This window comes from Mariniradius sediminis, assembly GCF_021491425.1.
GTDB classification, from domain to species: Bacteria; Bacteroidota; Bacteroidia; order Cytophagales; family Cyclobacteriaceae; genus Mariniradius; species Mariniradius saccharolyticus.
The window spans coordinates 223,390-241,459 of record NZ_JAKEVZ010000007.1; the positions used below are offsets into that span (position 1 = coordinate 223,390).

General features: G+C 47.7%; 14 protein-coding genes. 9 read left to right on the top strand and 5 right to left on the bottom strand.

The genetic code is table 11. From position 1 onward, the window contains the following. Positions 1-27: 27 nt before the first annotated feature. The 6 genes from L0U89_RS10985 to L0U89_RS11010 all read left to right on the top strand — a co-directional run bounded on the left by L0U89_RS10985 (position 28) and on the right by L0U89_RS11010 (position 8,835). On the top strand, positions 28-480 hold the full coding sequence (locus tag L0U89_RS10985) for a cupin domain-containing protein (protein ID WP_234861565.1): 453 nt from the start codon (positions 28-30) through the stop codon (positions 478-480). A 40-nt stretch (positions 481-520) separates the two neighbouring features. After that, complete coding sequence (locus L0U89_RS10990) at positions 521-2,428, top strand: PQQ-dependent sugar dehydrogenase (RefSeq protein WP_234861566.1); 1,908 nt, start codon at positions 521-523, stop codon at positions 2,426-2,428. A gap of 117 nt (positions 2,429-2,545) precedes the next feature. After that, positions 2,546-3,673, top strand: coding sequence for an aldo/keto reductase (locus L0U89_RS10995; RefSeq protein WP_234861567.1), 1,128 nt, complete (start codon positions 2,546-2,548; stop codon positions 3,671-3,673). Between the two features lie 69 nt (positions 3,674-3,742). Beyond that, on the top strand, positions 3,743-5,986 hold the full coding sequence (locus L0U89_RS11000) for a xanthine dehydrogenase family protein molybdopterin-binding subunit (protein WP_234861568.1): 2,244 nt from the start codon (positions 3,743-3,745) through the stop codon (positions 5,984-5,986). Positions 5,987-6,092: 106 nt separating this feature from the next. Then, positions 6,093-6,548, top strand: a complete 456-nt coding sequence (locus L0U89_RS11005; protein WP_255777881.1) for a (2Fe-2S)-binding protein — start codon at positions 6,093-6,095, stop codon at positions 6,546-6,548. A 25-nt stretch (positions 6,549-6,573) separates the two neighbouring features. Next, positions 6,574-8,835: a molybdopterin cofactor-binding domain-containing protein gene (locus tag L0U89_RS11010; RefSeq protein WP_234861569.1), complete on the top strand. Its 2,262-nt coding sequence runs from the start codon at positions 6,574-6,576 to the stop codon at positions 8,833-8,835. Between the two features lie 564 nt (positions 8,836-9,399). Here the strand turns inward: L0U89_RS11010 and L0U89_RS11015 are convergent. The 4 genes from L0U89_RS11015 to L0U89_RS11030 form a co-directional block, all read right to left on the bottom strand. Next, positions 9,400-9,993 carry a DUF1684 domain-containing protein gene (locus L0U89_RS11015; protein ID WP_234861570.1) on the bottom strand — a complete coding sequence of 198 codons (594 nt, stop codon included), beginning with the start codon at positions 9,991-9,993 and terminating at the stop codon, positions 9,400-9,402. Between the two features lie 134 nt (positions 9,994-10,127). Next, positions 10,128-11,480 (bottom strand): flavin monoamine oxidase family protein, encoded by a 1,353-nt coding sequence (locus tag L0U89_RS11020; protein ID WP_234861571.1) that lies wholly within the window; start codon positions 11,478-11,480, stop codon positions 10,128-10,130. Positions 11,481-11,664: 184 nt separating this feature from the next. Next, positions 11,665-12,336: a hypothetical protein gene (locus L0U89_RS11025; protein ID WP_234861572.1), complete on the bottom strand. Its 672-nt coding sequence runs from the start codon at positions 12,334-12,336 to the stop codon at positions 11,665-11,667. Positions 12,337-12,421: 85 nt separating this feature from the next. Then, positions 12,422-13,021, bottom strand: coding sequence for a TlpA family protein disulfide reductase (locus L0U89_RS11030; RefSeq protein ID WP_234861573.1), 600 nt, complete (start codon positions 13,019-13,021; stop codon positions 12,422-12,424). Between the two features lie 173 nt (positions 13,022-13,194). Here L0U89_RS11030 and L0U89_RS11035 point away from each other — a divergent pair, with 173 nt between their 5' ends. Next, positions 13,195-13,815 carry a hypothetical protein gene (locus tag L0U89_RS11035; protein WP_234861574.1) on the top strand — a complete coding sequence of 207 codons (621 nt, stop codon included), beginning with the start codon at positions 13,195-13,197 and terminating at the stop codon, positions 13,813-13,815. Positions 13,816-13,914: 99 nt separating this feature from the next. On the opposite strand, the gene L0U89_RS11040 is transcribed toward L0U89_RS11035, so the two are convergent. Further along, a complete protein-coding gene (locus L0U89_RS11040) occupies positions 13,915-14,490 on the bottom strand; it encodes a TlpA family protein disulfide reductase (protein ID WP_234861575.1) in 576 nt (191 codons plus the stop codon). Positions 14,491-14,693: 203 nt separating this feature from the next. On the opposite strand from L0U89_RS11040, the gene L0U89_RS11045 reads away from it, so the two are divergent. Continuing rightward, positions 14,694-15,311, top strand: coding sequence for an outer membrane beta-barrel protein (locus L0U89_RS11045; RefSeq protein WP_234861576.1), 618 nt, complete (start codon positions 14,694-14,696; stop codon positions 15,309-15,311). A gap of 163 nt (positions 15,312-15,474) precedes the next feature. Continuing rightward, a complete protein-coding gene (locus L0U89_RS11050; protein WP_234861577.1) occupies positions 15,475-17,721 on the top strand; it encodes a Tex family protein in 2,247 nt (748 codons plus the stop codon). Positions 17,722-18,070 lie beyond the last annotated feature (349 nt).

Sequence of the window (18,070 nt, forward strand, 5' to 3'; positions counted from 1 at the left end):
CTGAACAACAATAAATCATTGAAAATTATGAAACTACTCGTATTTATAACCTTAATGTTGGCTGCTGCTTTAACAGATACATTAGGACAGGATGTTACCATCTTCCCAAAGGGCGAACAGGCACCCAACGTAAATCATGTCGGAGTGGTATGGCGAAGCCAATTGGTTCAAAGTGACAGCGTGTTCACTTTTGGTATTTCAGAAGTTGCATACGAGCCAGGTGCCCGATTAAACTGGCATAGCCATCCAGCTGGCCAAGTACTTCTAATCACGAATGGTACAGGGTATTATCAGGAAAAAGGAAAGCCAAAACTTACGGTTCGCAAGGGTGATATCGTAATCTGCCAACCTGGAGTTGAACACTGGCACGGAGCAACTCCACTGAGTGGACTTACCTATATCGCGACTACTCCAGCCCAGAAAGGGCCAACCATTTGGTTACAAAAAGTAAGTGATGAGGAATATGGTATCAAAGAATAAAGATAATAACGAATGAGTTTTAAACTTTAAATAAATAGGCATGAAAATCATCCACGTATTAGTGAAAGCGCTTTTACTTATTACCATCATTTCCACACCTGTTCGGTCGCAGACTTCTCCCCAAGCTTTGGCAGAGGGGAAGCGCATTTACGAACTCTATTGCGCAAATTGTCATGGAAATAAAGGCCAGGGAGCTGTCAAAGCAGGTTTCGAGATTTCAATTATCACCGAGAGGGGCGGAAAGCAGCCACCGGATCTTACAGATGAAGTTTGGGATCACGGTTCGACCGATGCCGAGATTTTCAAGGTACTCAAAGAAGGCATTCCTGCGGGGATGATGCCATCCCTTGCTGGGAGTCTTTCAGACGAACAAATCAGAAATGTTGTAGGGTATGTCAGATCCTTGGCATCCTCTAAAACTGTGGCTTTGCCCACTGTTTCTAATTCCCTTGCCAGCAAAGAAATTACCCTTGAGCTGGAGGATTATTTCGAATTGCCTATCACCGGAGACATGTCGGCCGATCGCGTTTCTGGGGTTTTGGCCCGAGGCAGTATTATGATTGATGAACCTGGGGACAAACAAAGGTTTTTTATCAACGACTTAACCGGTCCGCTTTACATTCTCGACAAACAGACAAAGCAATTAACCACGTACCTTAATTTCGCCAGCTTGTTTCCGAACTTTACCGCCGAGCGAGGATATGCAGCAGGAATGATGAATTTCGTTTTTGACCCCGAGTATTCGAAAAACGGCATCATCTACACCCTTCACATGGAGAATACCGGTGCCCCGGAAGGGAGTGCAATACCAAAGACGGGCGTTGTACCTGGACTTAACCTGGAAGGCTACACCACCACAGAAGCACTAGCGAAAGTAACAGCGGCTCCGGATGCCCGATTCGCACGAGAGTTAGTGATCGTGGAGTGGACAGATCGGGATATCGGAAACACAACTTTCGAGGGAACGGCCCGCGAAGTTTTTAGACTATATGTGCCTGGACTTTTTCATCCACTCAATGAAATCACGTTCAATCCGGCGGCCCGTCCAGGCGACCCGGACTGGCGAGTGATGTACCTCGGAATTGGAGATGCAGGTACGGGAGAGCGGCCAGGGCCAATGCGTATGCACGCCCAAAGGCTGGACACCTACCAAGGAAAGATTCTTCGAATCATTCCTATGCTGAGCGAGCACCAAACCACCAGCACCGTCAGTGAAAATGGCAGATACCGAATCCCAAATGATAACCCTTTCTTCTCGCAGGAAGGTGCCAGAAAAGAAATATGGGCATACGGTCTGCGAAATCCTCACCGCCTTACTTGGTATATCGACCCAAAGCAGCCCCGTGAACCGATATTACTTGCCTTTAACATCGGTCTGATAAGCTGGGAGACTGTAATGATCATCAAAAAGGGAGCAAATTATGGTTACCCTCTTCGAGAAGGTACCCAGAGTATGTCAGAAAATAACGGAATGGGACCGCTTCCCACTAAGGATATTATCCCAATCCTGCTTTCTGACAAAGATACGCTTGGTACCGTAAAACCTACCTATCCTGTACTAGCATATCCTCACAATCCCACTGGAGGCGATGCGATTGCGAACGGATTCGTTTATCGGGGAAAAAGCCATCCAACTTTGCAAGGAACCCTGGTCTTTGGTGACATCACCACCGGCCATCTTTGGTATGCCAATATGAAAGAAGTACTGGCAGCAGACGACGACAACCCGCTCACACTTGCACCCTTAATTGAATTAAAGACCAAGTTAAGGGAGATATCAGAAGAGACTTATCGGAAGAGAGGTGGTCGACCAGAAGGACTTCCGGGAAGGAGTGCTGTTGCTGGTGGTGGACGCCTGGACATCAGGATTGCAGAGGATAACGAAGGCGAACTATACCTTATCAGCAAAGGTGACGGCATGATCCGAAAATTCGGAACTATTAAGTAACCCAACCGGGTGGACACTTCTTCTGTTTCGATTAGTGTCGCCACTAACCGCAATAAACATTAAATCAAGTGAGTAAAGACACTCACTTGGACACAAAAAGTTATAACCGCAAAAAATATGAAAAAGGTAACGGAAATCAACCGACGCGATTTTTTTAAAAACGCAGCTTTGGCAGGTGCAGGATTAGTCCTTTCATCTGGTACCGTATTGGCTTCAGGAGAAGATAAAACAGCTTTTATCCAGTCACCAAATAGTAATCTATCCACACTCCCTACCCGTAAACTCGGTCCCTTGGAAGTAACCGGAATCGGTCTGGGCTGTATGAGTATGGTGGCAGGAACTTATAATCCTACACCTCCGAAAGATGAAATGATCGCCCACCTTCGTAAGGCAGTGGAACTGGGAGTAACCTTCTTTGATACCGCTGAAGTATACGGTCCCTATGGCAGTGAGGAATTGGTTGGAGAAGCCTTGAAACCTTTCAAGGGAAAAATCACCATCGCTTCCAAATTTGGATTTGAAATTCAAAACGGCCGAAGAATGGGACGAAATGCCACACCCGAATCCATCAAAAAAGTGATCGACGGTTCCCTCAAAAGGCTGCGTCTGGAAACCATAGACCTATATTACCTGCACCGAATGGATCCAAATGTTCCCGTTGAGGAAGTTGCGGGAGCAGTGAAAGACTTAATCGCAGCAGGCAAAGTAAAGCATTGGGGATTGTCTGAGGTTTCTCCCGAGACACTGAGAAAAGCTCATGCAGAACTTCCAGTAGCAGCTTTACAGTCAGAGTACAACCTTGCTGAGCGCGTAGTAGAAAACCAAATCCTTGAAACCTGCGAGGAGCTTGGAGTTGGTTTTGTCCCTTGGGGACCCACCCATCGCTCATTTTTGGCTGGACGTTTCAATGAGTACAGTCGATTTGACAGTCAAGACCGCCGCTCTCAGCTTCCGTTTTTCTCGGCAGAAGGTTTTGCTCAAAACATGCCTTTCCTGAGAGTGGTCAGGGACTGGTCTCAGAAGAAAGGAATTACCATGGTTCAGTTTTCATTGGCTTGGCTTTTGGCACAAAAGCCGTTTATCGTACCCATTCCGGGAACCATCAGTCCACAACATCTGGCCGAAAACCTAGGGGCCTTGAATGTGAAATTTACTGATGCTGAATTGAATGAAATACGGGCTGAAATTGAGAAATTCAAATTTCTCGGGGTCAGAGCACCCGAGACGGCGTTTATAGATCAATAGGAATTATTGCCTATCTTGAAGGCTCCGTTTCGAAAAAATAAATCGAATCAGGCTAAATCATTCAAAAATATGACTAGTGCCAAAGAAAAACTCAACCGCCGCTCCTTCCTCAAAGTCTCTGCTTTGGCGGGAGGAGGATTGATCCTTAGCTTCAACTGGCTGGCGGGATGCAAGCCCAATTCGGAAGAAGTAATTGGCCTGCCCAAAGAGTGGTTTAGACTCAACGGTTTTATCAAAATCGGTGAAAATGGGCTGATTACTATCATGTCCCCCAATCCCGAGGGAGGGCAAAACATCAAGACTTCCATGCCTTTGATCGTGGCAGAGGAATTGGATGCAGATTGGAAAAATGTGGTGGTAGAACAAGCTCCACTTGACACAGATAATTTTACCCGTCAGTTTATCGGAGGAAGTCAGGCCATTCGGATGGGTTGGAAAGCACTCCGTACCGCAGGGGCCACTGCCCGATATTTGTTGATCCAAGCTGCTGCACAAAGCTGGAAGGTTGCTGCTTCGGAAATCACCACCGAACCCGGATTTTTAGTGCACAAAGCCAGCGGAAAAAAAGCCCATTTCGGAGAAATGGCTTCTTTGGCTGCTACCTTGCCCGTACCGGAAGAGGTTCCTTTGAAGGAGATCTCCCAATTCAGGCTGATAGGCAAATCCCACAAAAATGTGGAGGCCAAAAATATCCTAACCGGAAAACCACTTTTCGGGATCGACTACAAAAAAGAGGGAATGCTCATCGCCATGATCGTGCATCCTCCGGCGCATGGATTGCGACTAAAGTCATTTGACGATTCTGCTGCGCGGGCCATGCCGGGAATCCGGGATATTTTCCAGATCAAATCCCATCAGGACGAGTACGAACGCACTTTTTTCGACACAACGAGTTTCACCGATTTGGTGGCCATCGTGGGCAATTCCACCTGGGAAGTGATGAGTGCCAAAAAGGCCTTGAAAGCGGAATGGGAGGAGTTTGCTACCTATGAAGAAAAGCGGGATTGGAATGGGAGAAAGGAACTCCGAACTATCCCCGGAGGCCTGGAAAACCACGAGCAGCAACTTCAAAAAATGGCCGAATCAGCCAAAATAGCCCGAACCGTCCGCAAAGACGGGAATCCTGAGGCCGCTTTTGCCTCAGCAGCCAAGGTCATAGAACAAACCTACCGAGGACCGTTTTTGGCACACAATTGCATGGAGCCGATGAATTTCTTTGCCCATGTGCAGGGAGATCGGGTCGATTGTGCCGGACCGCTTCAAAAACCGGAGTTAACCGAACAGGCACTTTCAACCCGACTGGGAATACCTATCGAAAATATCAACATTGAAATGACCCGATTGGGCGGTGGCTATGGTCGCCGTTCCTATGCACATTGGCTGATCGAGGCGGCTGTGATTTCCCAGAAAGTCAATGCGCCCGTCAAGCTGATCTATTCCCGGGAAGATGACATGACCGGGGGAATCTATCGTCCTATGTACCAAGCGACCTACCGTGCCGCTTTGGACAAGGACAACAAGCTTATCGGTTTCCATGTAAATGCCGGTGGTTTGGTCGAGCCCCCGCTCTATGCCGATCGATTTCCCGCCGGAGCTGTTGACAATTACCTGGCGGAAGAATGGACAGTATCCTCCAACATCACAGTCGGCTCTTTTCGTGCTCCTCGTTCCAATTTTATCGCAGCTGCTGAGCAGTCTTTCTTGGATGAAGTGGCAGAAGCGGCAGGGAAGGACCCTCTCGATTTTCGCTTGGAACTTTTAAAGAAAGCAAAAGAAAATCCCGTGGGCAAAAACAACGACTACGATGCAGATCGGTTTATCGGAGTACTGGAATTGCTCAAGACCAAATCCAACTGGGGACAAACTCAAGCCGGGATTTCCCGCGGGGTTTCAGCCTACTTCTGCCACAACAGCTATGCAGCACATGTGTTGGATTTGAAAATCGAAAACGGAAAAGTGGTAGTTGAAAAGGTGGTTCAGGCGGTGGATTGTGGATTACTGATCAACCCCGATGCAGCCAAAAACCTTTGCGAGGGATGCGTAGTGGATGGTATCGGCACAGCCCTATTTGGCGAGTTGAAATTTGTAGATGGTGCGCCTGATAGGTCCAATTTTGACCGTTATCGGATGATTCGGATGAGTGAAGCCCCGAAGGTGATCGAAACCCACTTCGTGGAAAGTCATGTGGACCCAACGGGGCTTGGCGAACCCGGATATCCCCCGGTCTTTGCGGCTTTGGCCAATGCACTTTACAGGGCGACCGGAAGACGGCTTTACGAACAACCCTTTATCCATCAGCTTTCAAATGCATGATTTGATAGGCGCAGTCGAAATTGTTTCGATAACGCAATCATCTGTTTGAATTTCGTAAGCTATTGAATTTCAGAAATGTTAATTTTATCCTTTAAATAAAGTCATTATGGCCATTTTCAATCTCAATATCAACGGGAAGAGCATGCAGGTGGACGTCGATCCTGCCACTCCCGTCCTGTGGGTTTTGCGTGATCACCTAGACCTTGTGGGCACCAAGTATGGCTGCGGAGTTGCTGCTTGTGGCGCCTGCACCATCCATTTGGATGGCAATGCCGTGAGATCATGCATCATGCCGGTTTCGAGCGTGGGAGGTTCCAAAATTACCACCATCGAAGGATTATCCGAAACCGGTGACCATCCCGTACAAAAAGCTTGGCTTGAGCACGATGTGCCCCAATGCGGCTATTGTCAAGCGGGACAGATCATGTCTGCTGCTGCGCTCCTCGCCAATAATCCGAAACCAAGCGATGAGGATATCGACAACGCCATGAACGGTAATATCTGCCGGTGTGGAACCTACACCCGAATCAAAGCTGCTATCAAAACTGCTGCTAAATCTTGATTAACCATCCTAACCGTTTTTGACTATGAAAATCGCAACAACAAGCATGAACAGGCGGTCCTTTTTGAAGGCCTCAGCCTTGGCAGGTGGGGGAATGGTGCTTAGCTTCAGTTGGCTGGCCGGTTGCAAACCCACACCGGAAGAAGTATTGGAGATGCCCAAGGAGTGGTTTGAACTCAATTCCTATATCAAAATTGGTGAAAACGGCGCCGTTACCTTGTTTTCTCCCAATCCCGAATTCGGCTCCAATGTGAAGACTTCGATGCCGATGATCTTGGCGGACGAGTTGGATGTCGATTGGAAAAATGTCTTCGTCGAGCAAGCGGATTTTTACCCGGAGCGCTATGAGCGTCAGTTTACGGGGGGCAGCCAAGGCATTCGTCAAGGCTGGAAACCGCTCCGTACTGCAGGTGCCACGGCGCGTCAGATGCTGATCAATGCCGCTGCCCAAACCTGGAACGTACCTGCCGCCGAGATTACGACCGCCGCGGGTGTCATTCACCATAAACCCAGTGGGAAAAAAGCAGGTTACGGTGAAATGGCTTCCTTGGCGGCCACCCTTGAAGTACCGGAGGAAGTAACGCTGAAAGAAATCAAGGATTTCAGCATCATTGGGACATCTCGAAAAAATGTCTCAGGAAAGGAAATTGTGACTGGGAAGCCGCTATTTGCACTTGACCATAAGGTAGAGGGCATGCTGGTAGCCATGATTGTCCATCCGCCCGCGTTTGGGATGAAGGTGAAGTCCTTTGACGCTACGTCTGTCAATTCCATGCCTGGTATCCGTGATGTGTTCAGCTTTCAAGTACACAAGGATGATTATGAGCAAAACTTTTTTGATACGACCACGCACCCTGAGTTGGTGGCGATCGTCGGCAATTCGACCTGGGAGGTCCTACAGGCCAAAAGGCAACTGAAAGTCGATTGGGAAGTAGCCCCGGAGCGTTCCTTTGTCATGACTGGCTTTGGTGGCAACAAGTCCACCGTGAAAGTTCCTGCGGGACTTGAAAATACGCCTGGGCATTTGGCCAAAATGGAGGAATTTTCAAAGAAACCCGGCAATATCCTACGGCGCGATGGCAATCCAGAGGAGGCTTTCAAAAAAGCTGCAAAGGTGCTGGAAAGAACCTATACAGCCCCTTTCCTTGCCCACAATTGCATGGAACCAGTCAACTGCTTTGCCCATGTGACAGCAGACAAGGCAGTGATTTATGGTCCGACCCAGGCGCCTGAATCCATCATGCAGGCATTGGTACACCGATTGGGATTGCCAAAGGAGAAAATCCAGATCAACCTCGCCCGTATGGGTGGGGGCTTTGGGCAACGTGCCTACGGTCACCACATGGTAGAGGCAGCCGTCATTTCCCAGACGGTAGGCGCCCCGGTTAAGATGGTCTATACCCGCGAAGATGACATGACCTATGGCATCTATCGTCCAACCTATACGGCTACCTACAGGGCGGCATTGGATGAAAAAGGCAACCTGACTGCCATCCATGTGAAGGCAGGCGGTATCCCTGAGACGCCGATCGCGCCAAACAGATTCCCTGCAGGTGCTGTGGACAATTATCTGGCGGAAGGCTGGGCAATTCCATCAAATATCACAATCGGAGCATTCAGGGCTCCGAGGTCCAATTTTATCGCCAGTGCAGAGCAATCCTTCTTGGATGAGTTGGCGGAGGAAATGGGCAAGGACCCGATTGATTTCAGGTTGGAGCTTTTGGAAAGGGCCAAAACCAATCCTGTTGGCGAAAGAAACGACTATGACCCGGAGCGCTACGCCGGTGTACTGAAGTTGGTACGGGAGAAATCAGGCTGGGACTCCACCCCCGCGAATACCCATAGGGGTGTTTCCGCCTATTTTTGCCACAATTCCTATGTTGCCGAGGTAGTCGACACCGTCATCAAGGACAATCAACCGGTAGTCGAATCGGTATACGCCGCGGTGGATTGTGGGATAGTCATCAATCCGGATGCTGCGAGGAATATGGGTGAAGGCGCAGTGGTCGATGGGATCGGAAATGCGTTCTTTGGGGAATTGACCTTCGATAATGGTGCGCCCTCCAAGCGGAACTTTGACAAATACCGCATGATTCGAATCGGAGAGGCTCCAAAGAAAATCGAGGTACATTTTGTGGAAAACAACGAAGATCCTACAGGTCTGGGCGAACCTCTTTTTCCTCCGGTTTTCGCAGCCGTCGCCAATTCGCTCTACAAGGCTACGGGCAAGCGCTACTACGAGCAGCCATTTGCGCCACAACTCGAAATGCAGAATCTGAGGATGTAAATGAGAAACCAATATTTGGAAAAGGCATTCGGTACAAAAGCCAAGTGATTCCGATCCCATTCGAAATATTTAATTTCTTCAAAATAAAAAACGGAATTTTATTCTGAAAGAAGACCAGATATCGATTCTAATCGGTGTTTGGTCTTTTTTTTGGCCATTTTTCGAAAATTTATTTCAGGAATGTAGGCATATCGCTTCAAATTGATTCATGATTCCGACAATTTTGTGAAAAATCAAAAAACAGGTTCAAAAAATAATCTATTTTTTCATAATTAATGTAAATATTCAAAAAACTGGTTTAAAAATTGGGCATAAAAAAAGGAGTCTCTGTAAAAGACTCCAAGTGTGGGTTTATTTGTAACTGACTACAGCCGTATAAACTTTGGTAAATTCTTGACTTTTGATGTTTTTTCGCTACCAAAATTTTTTAAACATAATAATTTCTTCTGAATAGACCATGTTGACAGTAAAATATTTTTTACAATAACAGGTATTCGATATGCAAATTTGTTTTGTCTTTTAAACAATGCTCGGTAAATCCAGCTTACTCGCGAATTGCCGAGCTCAATATTTCACCCCAGCCAGGATGGCGATTGGTAAGTCATTTTCCTTTGGCGGAATGGGGCAGGAGTACCGGTCGCTGTAAGCGCAATATGGGTTGTAGGCTTTGTTGAAGTCGATGACAATCGTATCGCCTTCCGGAATCTCCAGGTCAATGTACCTGCCGCCTCCATATGTTCCCGTGCCGTTGCTTTGGTCGGTAAAAGGTAGGAAAAGGCTGTTTTTGGATTCTTCCTTTTGCTTGGAACTCCTATCGCGGTAAAGTATCAATGTATATTCCTTCCCATCAAGCGTAAACGCGGCTTTGGCATACCGATCGAAGGCCCGTAGCCTATTGTCGCTGGTGTGCATGCGTAGGGGATTGGAGGATGGAAGGCGCTCAAACTTGGCGGTGACGCGGTATTTTTCATCAACCGGGAAAAATGGTAGCCCTTTAAATCCCTCAATTTCTTCTGGCGGAAGCGGCGATTCTTCGGGGTTTGCATAGCTTTCATCCAGTTCTTTTTGGAACTCCCGGATGGATTTCTTGTAGGATTGTGCTGATGCGAGGATCGGAAATCCAATAAGGAAAACAAGCAAAAGGGCTTTTGTAGGCATAGCTGGATGTGCAAAAAACGTGAATCCTAAATTAGACGTTTTTCTTCTTCAAAAAAACAAAGGCTGGAAATCCTCCAAAAACTTCCGCATCCCATTTCCCCTGCCATGGTCTATGGTCTATTGACTATCGACTTTTATCCGCCTTTTCCCCAATCCGCTACCATCCTTGCCGCTTTTTCCCCAGCCAAGACAGCGCCCTCGATATAGCCGTACCATTTTTCCGATGCTTCGGTACCTGCCCAGAAAACATTGCCAAGTGGTTTTTTGTAGCTGTCCCTGAATCCTGTCCAGGCCCCTGTCGGGTACAAACCCGCATAGCAGCCTTTGCTCCAGGTTTCCTCAGACATGGTATGGTCCACGTATTGGATGGGATTGTTGGCCTTTTCCCCAAAGTACCGCACAAGGACCTGCTGCATCACTGCTTGTCGGTGGGTTTTGTCTTTTTGGAGAAAAGCCTTGGCCCGATCCCCGATGCAGAAACCCAGGATGATGCCGTAGCTGCCGTCTTTTGGAGAGCTGTCAAACATGCTTTGGAATGGTGAATGCTCGTCCGCAAAGGCTTGACCGCTGAAATCCTCTTTTCTCCAAAAAGCCTTTTCATAGATCATGAAGCATTTGATGACGATGCCCATGGCAATCCGGTCCATGACTTGGCGCTTTTCCAGGGGCAGCGGAGGATCGAATGTGATGTTGGCGGCAAGGGGAGGGGGAATCGCGACAATGGCTGTTTTGGCGGCATACTCAAAACCTTGGGCGATTACCTTCACCGACTCTTTTTCTTGATATATACTTTGAACAGGATGCTCGAACAGGATTTCTTTCCTGAATGGCTCCGCCATCCGCTCAATCAGGGTTTGCATACCGCCCACGATGCGGTGCTGTTGGGCGCCGTTTTCGATGTTGATGAGGGTGTTGAGGTCGCGGCCGGACTTGATGTAGAATAGGGCGTGAAGCAGCGAAACCTCGTTGAGTTCGCAGGCAAGCACTGTCTCCATGGCAAGCTTGACCAAATTCCGGCTGGCTTTGGTTTTGCAATTTTCCTCCAGGAAAAAAGCCAAAGAAACGCTGTCGTAGTAGCTTGCTTTTGGATGGGTCCAAGGCTGTTGCAGGTCGATGGATTTGGCCAGGTTTTCCATCTTTTTGAGCACCAAGTCGAGATTGATCAAGGAAATCAGGTCCAGTTTTGGGATCAGGCCTTTGAACTTTTTCACTTTCCCGCCAAAATCCAGCATGTGATAGCCCGAATTGTACGTCTCGAAATAGGGCACGGCGAGTTCCGCGCAAAGTTGGTACATCCGGTCCTGTCCCGGCCCAATCCACTGACCACCCAAATCAAGGTAAAGTTCCTCGGAGAAATGCTTGGTATGTACCCGACCGCCTATGCGGTCGCGGGCCTCGAGTACCTTGAAAGAAAGGCCTTTTTTGTGAAGCAACTTCGCGGCGGCGATGCCCGAAAACCCGCCGCCGATGATGATGGTGTCAAGCATGGGGATACAGTTTTGGGGTTTCACTTTCTTGGCGGGGAAATTCCCGTTTTGGTGTCGAGGATTTGGCTGAAAAAGGCAAAGACTTCATGCGGATGGGTTTCTAGGGATTGGAACCAAAAATTCCAGAATAAAACCCGAATCTGCAAGAAGTCTTTGTGCGCTGACCGGTCAGGTCAAGGATTATTTAGAAATGGAATGAAAAACGGATGGCACGGAGGGGAGACAAAAACAGGCCGAGGTTGTTGTTTTGAATGGTCTGCTCTCCAGAGGAAGTCTGTGTATCTCGAAAATCATAGATTGTCATATTGGTATAATTGATCGTGCCGGAGGTTTCGGCCGATATAGAGAAGTGTTTGGATAGGTGATATCGCATACCTAGGAATGCAGTGCCACCGATGTTGGCGCTTGTTGTCCGTCTGGTTGTTGGCAATTGATTTGGATCATTTGGAGTAAACTCATTGAATGAACGCCCATAGCCAAAAGACAGGTCAGTACCATAGTATCCGATGATTCGTGGATGAAAGGTTTTTTGCCATTCTTTCCCGATATAGACCTGAAAGGATTGCCCATTTAGGTCTTGGACATTGCCGCCGGGAGAGTTATTTTCAAACTGCCCTACATTCGCTCCAATCGATCCGCCTAGCCTTAGCGCCACGTTTTTCCCTTTTTTGCTCACATAGTGTCTTCGGTACAGAAGATTTGTAGGGTAGCTTCCGTCGATAATCGGCGCGATATCCAGCGACAGTTCGTGCTTGGTCTTTGCGTAGTCGAAAACAGTGGGCTCGGCGGTTTCCTGTGCAAAACCAAGGGCCGATAGCCCAAAACAAAACAACAGAATCAAAAGTCTCTTTTTCATAGATGTTGGTTTTTGTGTGAAATACCAGCATCAACGAAAAGATTATAGATTAGGTTTCGCTGCGACAAGGCAAAAACTCAACGCCTTAATTTTCAGCAACTTTGTTTTTCGGGTTCGTCAAAAAGTCCCTGAATTCTTCCGTATCGAAATTACTCATGCCTTCTTGGTAAAAGATGATTTCACCATCGGGATTGACGACAAGGGTAGTGGGGATGGCCTCGCTTTGTAGGGATTCATTGAGGCCGTAAGCGGCGTGGACCACGGGAAACGTGAATCCCTTGTCGCTGATGTATTTTTTGCTTTTCCCAAAATCCTTGTCCAGTGCTATCATCAAAAACTCAAGGTCAGGTGTGTCTTTCACTTTTTTGTACATCTCGGAAATATGCGGCATCTCAGCCCGGCAAGGTGGACACCATGTCGCCCAAAGGTTGATGAATACCGTCTTTCCACGATAGGATTCCAAGTTCACCGGATTGCCTTCCATGTCAACGAATCGGCCGCGGTAGTCAAACTCTTGGTTTTCCTTATTGACCAGTTCGATTTTTGGCTTTTTGATGCCGGTAGCCAGCAGCAGCGACTGGATGCCGCCCATGATGGGTGTGATCAGCCCAGTGAAATACAGAAACGCGAAGATCGAAAGCATCAATCCCCAACTCTTGAGTTCTTTTTTCCAGTCGATTTTCATCCTTTGAATTTTGGTCCCACAAATCTAGCGCTTGTCTTTTGGAGGAACTGTGATATTGGACACTTTTCGCATTTTTGAGATTGGTTAAATACGTTTGGATTTGCCTGTTCAAGTTTGTTTAACTTGACCAAAATGACTACTTTTTCTAAAGAAAGTTGACCAAAACGGGATTCATGATGTCAAAAGGTTTCAGGTTCATTCTGTTTTTACCAATCATGTTGGCTTATACCGCAAATGGGTTTTGCCAAACCTTTGAAATCAGCCCATTCAGCGGCTATACCTTTCCATCCAGTTTCGATATCACGGGTGGCACTGCCAAAATCGAGGGAAATGCCAATTTTGGAATTTCCGCTTCCTATGCACCTCAGGACCGTATCGAATGGGAATTGTCCTATACATATCTGCCAACTACTGCCAGGGCAAGCTCGGCTTATTTGCAAAATGATGCGGTCAGCAAGGCTCGGCTGCATTTCATTATGGCCGGCGCCAACAAGTTGATTTGGGTGTCACAAAAAGTCGCTTTCTATCCCGGGGTCAAAGTAGGCTTTTCTTCCTTGATCTTTTCCGACGGGCCAAGTCCCAACCTTACCAAATTCACCTTTGGGATGCAGGGTGGTGTGAAATATCTTTTTTCCGATCGTGTTGGTGCGAAGTTGCAGGGAAATCTATTGTTACCCATTGTCAGTGCTGGAGGGAGTCTTTGGTGGAATCCAAGCACTGGTACCAATGTCAGCGGATGGACACCGATAGTGCCATTCAGCATCAATGTTGGCCTGGTCTTTCGTCTAAACTGAACAAACGACTGTTGTCGTTGCGCCGATTTTGGCTAATTTCCTAATACCCTTCCTATCAAAACACGTCGCTTTTTCCGAAAAAAAGTAACAATTCAGGCGCTACTTCACACCTATTAAGAACTCCCTGAAATGGTCTGTATCGAAATTATTGGTGCCATTGAGGTAATACACGACTTTTCCTTCCGGATTCACGATGATGGTGACCGGGATGGTCTTGGTAAACATCGAGGAATTTAGACCTTCGAAGGCATGGTAGACCGGGAAGGTAAATTCCTTTGTCTCTACAAATTGAAGGCTTTTCGAGAAATCTTTGTCCGTGGCGACCATCAGGAATTCAATATCGCCCCGCTCTTTTATTTTGTCATAAAGGCTCTGGATGTAAGGCATTTCGATTCTACATGGCCCACACCAAGAAGCCCAGATGTTTATGAACAGGGTTTTTCCTTGGAACTGTGAGATTTCGACTTGGTTGCCGTCTTTGTCCAATAGTCTTCCGGAAAAGTCAAAATCAGCCACCTCGGTCTTGGGTTCGTTTTTGGTGCCGATGATACCCATGCCGATGAGTTCGAGACGCGCTCTTTTTTTGATCGATTTCCCTTTTCCTGTAAAATAAAGAAACCAAACAGAAAGGCCAGCAATGAGGGCCAATGCAATTAGGATTGTCTTGATTTTCATATCGCAAATATGTTGTATCGGGCAATAAATTTGGTCGAATATAGGGAACTCAAAAAGAATGATTTGTGATTAGTTTCACAATCGGAAAAACTTTGTCATGATTCAATGAAAAAACCCGAAAATTTAGTTTCCTGACCTCTTTCATTTTGATATTTACATCTAAATTTGTCATCTAAGCATTACTCAATTCACAACTATTTACTATGAAAAAATCGTTACTTTCTCTTCTATTATTTTCATCTTTTGCATTATTGGCTAAGGCCCAAAGCGTAGAGATTACACCAATTACAGGTTATACATTTCCAGCAGGATTCAACGTGGGTGGCGGACGTGCGCAGTTGGAGGATGGCCAAAACTGGGGAGGTAATCTTGGATTTTCTCCCAATAGCTTCGTTGAAATCGAGTTGTCGTATAGCTATATGGCTACCCGGGCTTGGACAAATAGAATACCTGGGGCGGCAAATGTGGATACGAGGACACAAATCCACTATGCAATGATCGGTGCAAACAGACTTTTTCCCGTAAGTGAAAAAGCTACTTTCTTCACCGGTGGTAAATTGGGTACAGGAACATTGGCATTCCCAAATGGTGACTACAGATCGCAAACGCGATTTTCTGTAGGATTCCAAGGCGGTGTGAAATACTATGCATCTGAGAGAATCGGCATCAGGCTACAGGCCAATTTGATGTTTCCTATCATCAGCTCCGGCGCCAGCCTTTGGTGGAGCCCGGGAGGCGGCACGGCGGTCGGCGTCACAGGTTGGTCTCCGATTGTCCAGTTTGGGTTTACAGGAGGTTTGATCGTCCGTTTGCAGCAATAAGTACAGCTCGTTTGATCTTAAAGATTGGCCCTGGGAATCTCCCGGGGCTTTTTTTTTGCTTTGACCGCCACTGGGTTGTCATCTTCAGTGCCGGATTTTTTTCAAAATGGACGGTTGATTTTTCCAATACTGCTTACTTTGCGGCTCCAAATTTCAGTGAAACATGAACACCAACCATTTCCTAATCGTAGCCCAAGAATTGGGCATCAAAGTCAAGCAAGTCACGGATACAGTTGAGTTGCTGGACGAAGGTGCCACCGTTCCCTTCATTTCGAGGTATCGGAAGGAAGTTACCGGCAGCTTGGACGAGGTGCAGGTGGCTACAATCAGGGACAGGGTACAGCAGCTGCGTGATTTGGACAAAAGGAGGGAAGCCGTCCTCAAATCCATACAGGAACAAGGCAAACTGACGCCGGAACTGGAAAAGCAGATCCTCGCGGCCGAGACGATGGCAGTGTTGGAGGACTTGTATTTGCCTTACAAACCAAAGCGCAGGACAAAAGCCACCGTGGCACGGGAAAAAGGATTGGAGCCTTTGGCGGAATTGGTCTTCGGGCAAGAATTGAAGGATGTCGAGGCCGAAGCGGCAAAGTACATCGATGAAGCCAAAGAGGTCAATTCAGTGGAGGAAGCCTTGCAGGGCGCCCGCGATATCATCGCCGAATGGATCAACGAAAACGCGGAACTGCGAAAGAAAATGCGTGATTTGTTCATCAATGAAGGGGTTTTTGTGTCCAAAGTCATACCAGGTAAAGAGGAAGAAGCGATCAAATACAAGGATTATTTTGATTGGAAGGAGCCGATCAAGAGCGCACCCTCCCATCGGGTGTTGGCGATGCGAAGAGGGGAGAAGGAGCTATTTCTGATGCTGGATTCCTGTCCGGACGAGCTGTCGGCGACTTTATTGATGGAGAAAATGGTCCTCACCGGGGCCGCAAATTCGTCTGTCGAGCAGGTCAGATTGGCCATCAAGGATTGTTACAAAAGACTGCTCAAACCCTCAATGGAGACCGAGGTAAGGCTTTTCACGAAGAAAAAGGCAGACGAGGAAGCCATTCGTGTCTTCGCGGAAAACCTCCGTCAGTTGCTCTTGGCAGCGCCACTCGGAGAGAAATCGGTTTTGGCCATTGATCCGGGATTTCGGACAGGCTGTAAGACCGTTTGCCTTGGACCACAGGGACAACTGCTGAGCTACGATACCATTTTTCCCAACGAACCCCAAAAGCGAACCGCCGAAGCTGGCGCGACTATCAGGCACTTGGTGGAAACCCATAAAGTTGAGGCAATCGCCATCGGTAACGGTACTGCAAGCAGGGAAACCGAGGCTTTTGTGAAATCGCTCGGACTGCCCAAGAATATCATCGTCACCATGGTCAACGAGAGCGGCGCATCGATCTATTCGGCTTCGGAGGTGGCAAGGGAAGAATTCCCCGATTATGATTTGACGGTTCGCGGTGCTGTTTCCATTGGACGTAGATTGATGGACCCCTTGGCCGAGCTCGTCAAGATCGATCCAAAGTCCATCGGCGTCGGCCAATACCAACACGATGTCGATCAATCAGCCTTGAAAAACTCCCTGGACGATACCGTCATGAGTTGTGTCAACGGCGTCGGCGTGGAGGTCAATACAGCTTCCAAACAATTGCTGACCTATGTGTCTGGCCTTGGCCCCGTGCTCGCCCAAAACATCGTGCAGTACCGCACCGAAAACGGCCCGTTTAAAAGCAGGGCAGAGATCCGAAAAGTGCCCCGTTTGGGCGATAAGGCATTTGAGCAGGCGGCGGGCTTTTTAAGAATTCGAAATGCCAAACATCCGCTGGATGCCTCCGCTGTACATCCAGAGCGGTATGACTTGGTGGAGAAGATGGCAAAGGATCTTGGCGTCAAGGTAGCAGACTTGATGACTTCGGAGGAATTGCGGGAGAAGATCGTCCTTAAAAACTATGTCTCTGAGATTGTCGGTCTGCCGACGCTGCAGGATATCATGTCCGAACTCTCCAAACCGGGCCGTGACCCGCGGGAAGTCTTTGAGGTATTCCAATTCCAGGATGGCGTCAACGAGATGTCGGACCTGAAGGTCGGCATGAAGTTGCCGGGCATCATTACCAACATCACCAAGTTTGGGGCATTTGTCGATATCGGTGTGCACCAGGATGGTTTGGTGCACCTCAGCCATTTGTCCGACCGCTATGTCAGCGACCCGGCGGCCGTCGTTTCGGTCAACCAAAAGGTCCAGGTCACCGTGATGGAAGTCGATATCCCACGGAAGCGAATTGGCCTGAGCATGAAATCCGATCCATTTGCGGAGCGCGGCAAACAAAAACCTGTGGAGAAAAAATCGAAAGAGACGCCTGAATCCCAAGGAGACTTTGCAGCGAAATTGGCTGCGCTGAAGGGGAAGTTTCGGTAGGGGATTTTGAAATTTGAAGATTGAAAGATTGAAAAATTCGGTTGAAAGGTTAAAAAAATTAAAACGTTTGAAAGTTTGAAGAGCCGGACTTTTTTGACTCAACGGATATTTTGGACCGAGCAGGCGTTAGAAAAGGCGCTTTTTGAGGCGAATGCCTTTCTTTGTCATTCCGAGCTTTTAAAATTTGGCATTTACAGAGAGGAAATCACAGCGGTTGCAAACCCCCAACGGGGGTTGAACCTTGAATAGCCCCGGGTTTCAACCCGGGGTTTCAAAATGATTTTGTAGTTTGGTTCCCAACCCCAAAGGGGTTGAACATTGTCTTTATGACATCAATTCTGTCAATAGT

What these genes read in the sequence shown, in the direction of transcription:
- L0U89_RS10995 (WP_234861567.1), top strand. Translation starts at nt 2,546, where the DNA reads ATGAAAAAGGTAACGGAAATCAACCGACGCGATTTTTTTAAAAACGCA.
- L0U89_RS11050 (WP_234861577.1), top strand. Translation starts at nt 15,475, where the DNA reads ATGAACACCAACCATTTCCTAATCGTAGCCCAAGAATTGGGCATCAAA.
- L0U89_RS11045 (WP_234861576.1), top strand. Translation starts at nt 14,694, where the DNA reads ATGAAAAAATCGTTACTTTCTCTTCTATTATTTTCATCTTTTGCATTA.
- L0U89_RS11015 (WP_234861570.1), bottom strand. Translation starts at nt 9,993, where the DNA reads ATGCCTACAAAAGCCCTTTTGCTTGTTTTCCTTATTGGATTTCCGATC.
- L0U89_RS11010 (WP_234861569.1), top strand. Translation starts at nt 6,574, where the DNA reads ATGAAAATCGCAACAACAAGCATGAACAGGCGGTCCTTTTTGAAGGCC.
- L0U89_RS11000 (WP_234861568.1), top strand. Translation starts at nt 3,743, where the DNA reads ATGACTAGTGCCAAAGAAAAACTCAACCGCCGCTCCTTCCTCAAAGTC.
- L0U89_RS11025 (WP_234861572.1), bottom strand. Translation starts at nt 12,336, where the DNA reads ATGAAAAAGAGACTTTTGATTCTGTTGTTTTGTTTTGGGCTATCGGCC.
- L0U89_RS10990 (WP_234861566.1), top strand. Translation starts at nt 521, where the DNA reads ATGAAAATCATCCACGTATTAGTGAAAGCGCTTTTACTTATTACCATC.
- L0U89_RS11005 (WP_255777881.1), top strand. Translation starts at nt 6,093, where the DNA reads ATGGCCATTTTCAATCTCAATATCAACGGGAAGAGCATGCAGGTGGAC.
- L0U89_RS11030 (WP_234861573.1), bottom strand. Translation starts at nt 13,021, where the DNA reads ATGAAAATCGACTGGAAAAAAGAACTCAAGAGTTGGGGATTGATGCTT.
- L0U89_RS11020 (WP_234861571.1), bottom strand. Translation starts at nt 11,480, where the DNA reads ATGCTTGACACCATCATCATCGGCGGCGGGTTTTCGGGCATCGCCGCC.
- L0U89_RS11040 (WP_234861575.1), bottom strand. Translation starts at nt 14,490, where the DNA reads ATGAAAATCAAGACAATCCTAATTGCATTGGCCCTCATTGCTGGCCTT.
- L0U89_RS10985 (WP_234861565.1), top strand. Translation starts at nt 28, where the DNA reads ATGAAACTACTCGTATTTATAACCTTAATGTTGGCTGCTGCTTTAACA.
- L0U89_RS11035 (WP_234861574.1), top strand. Translation starts at nt 13,195, where the DNA reads ATGATGTCAAAAGGTTTCAGGTTCATTCTGTTTTTACCAATCATGTTG.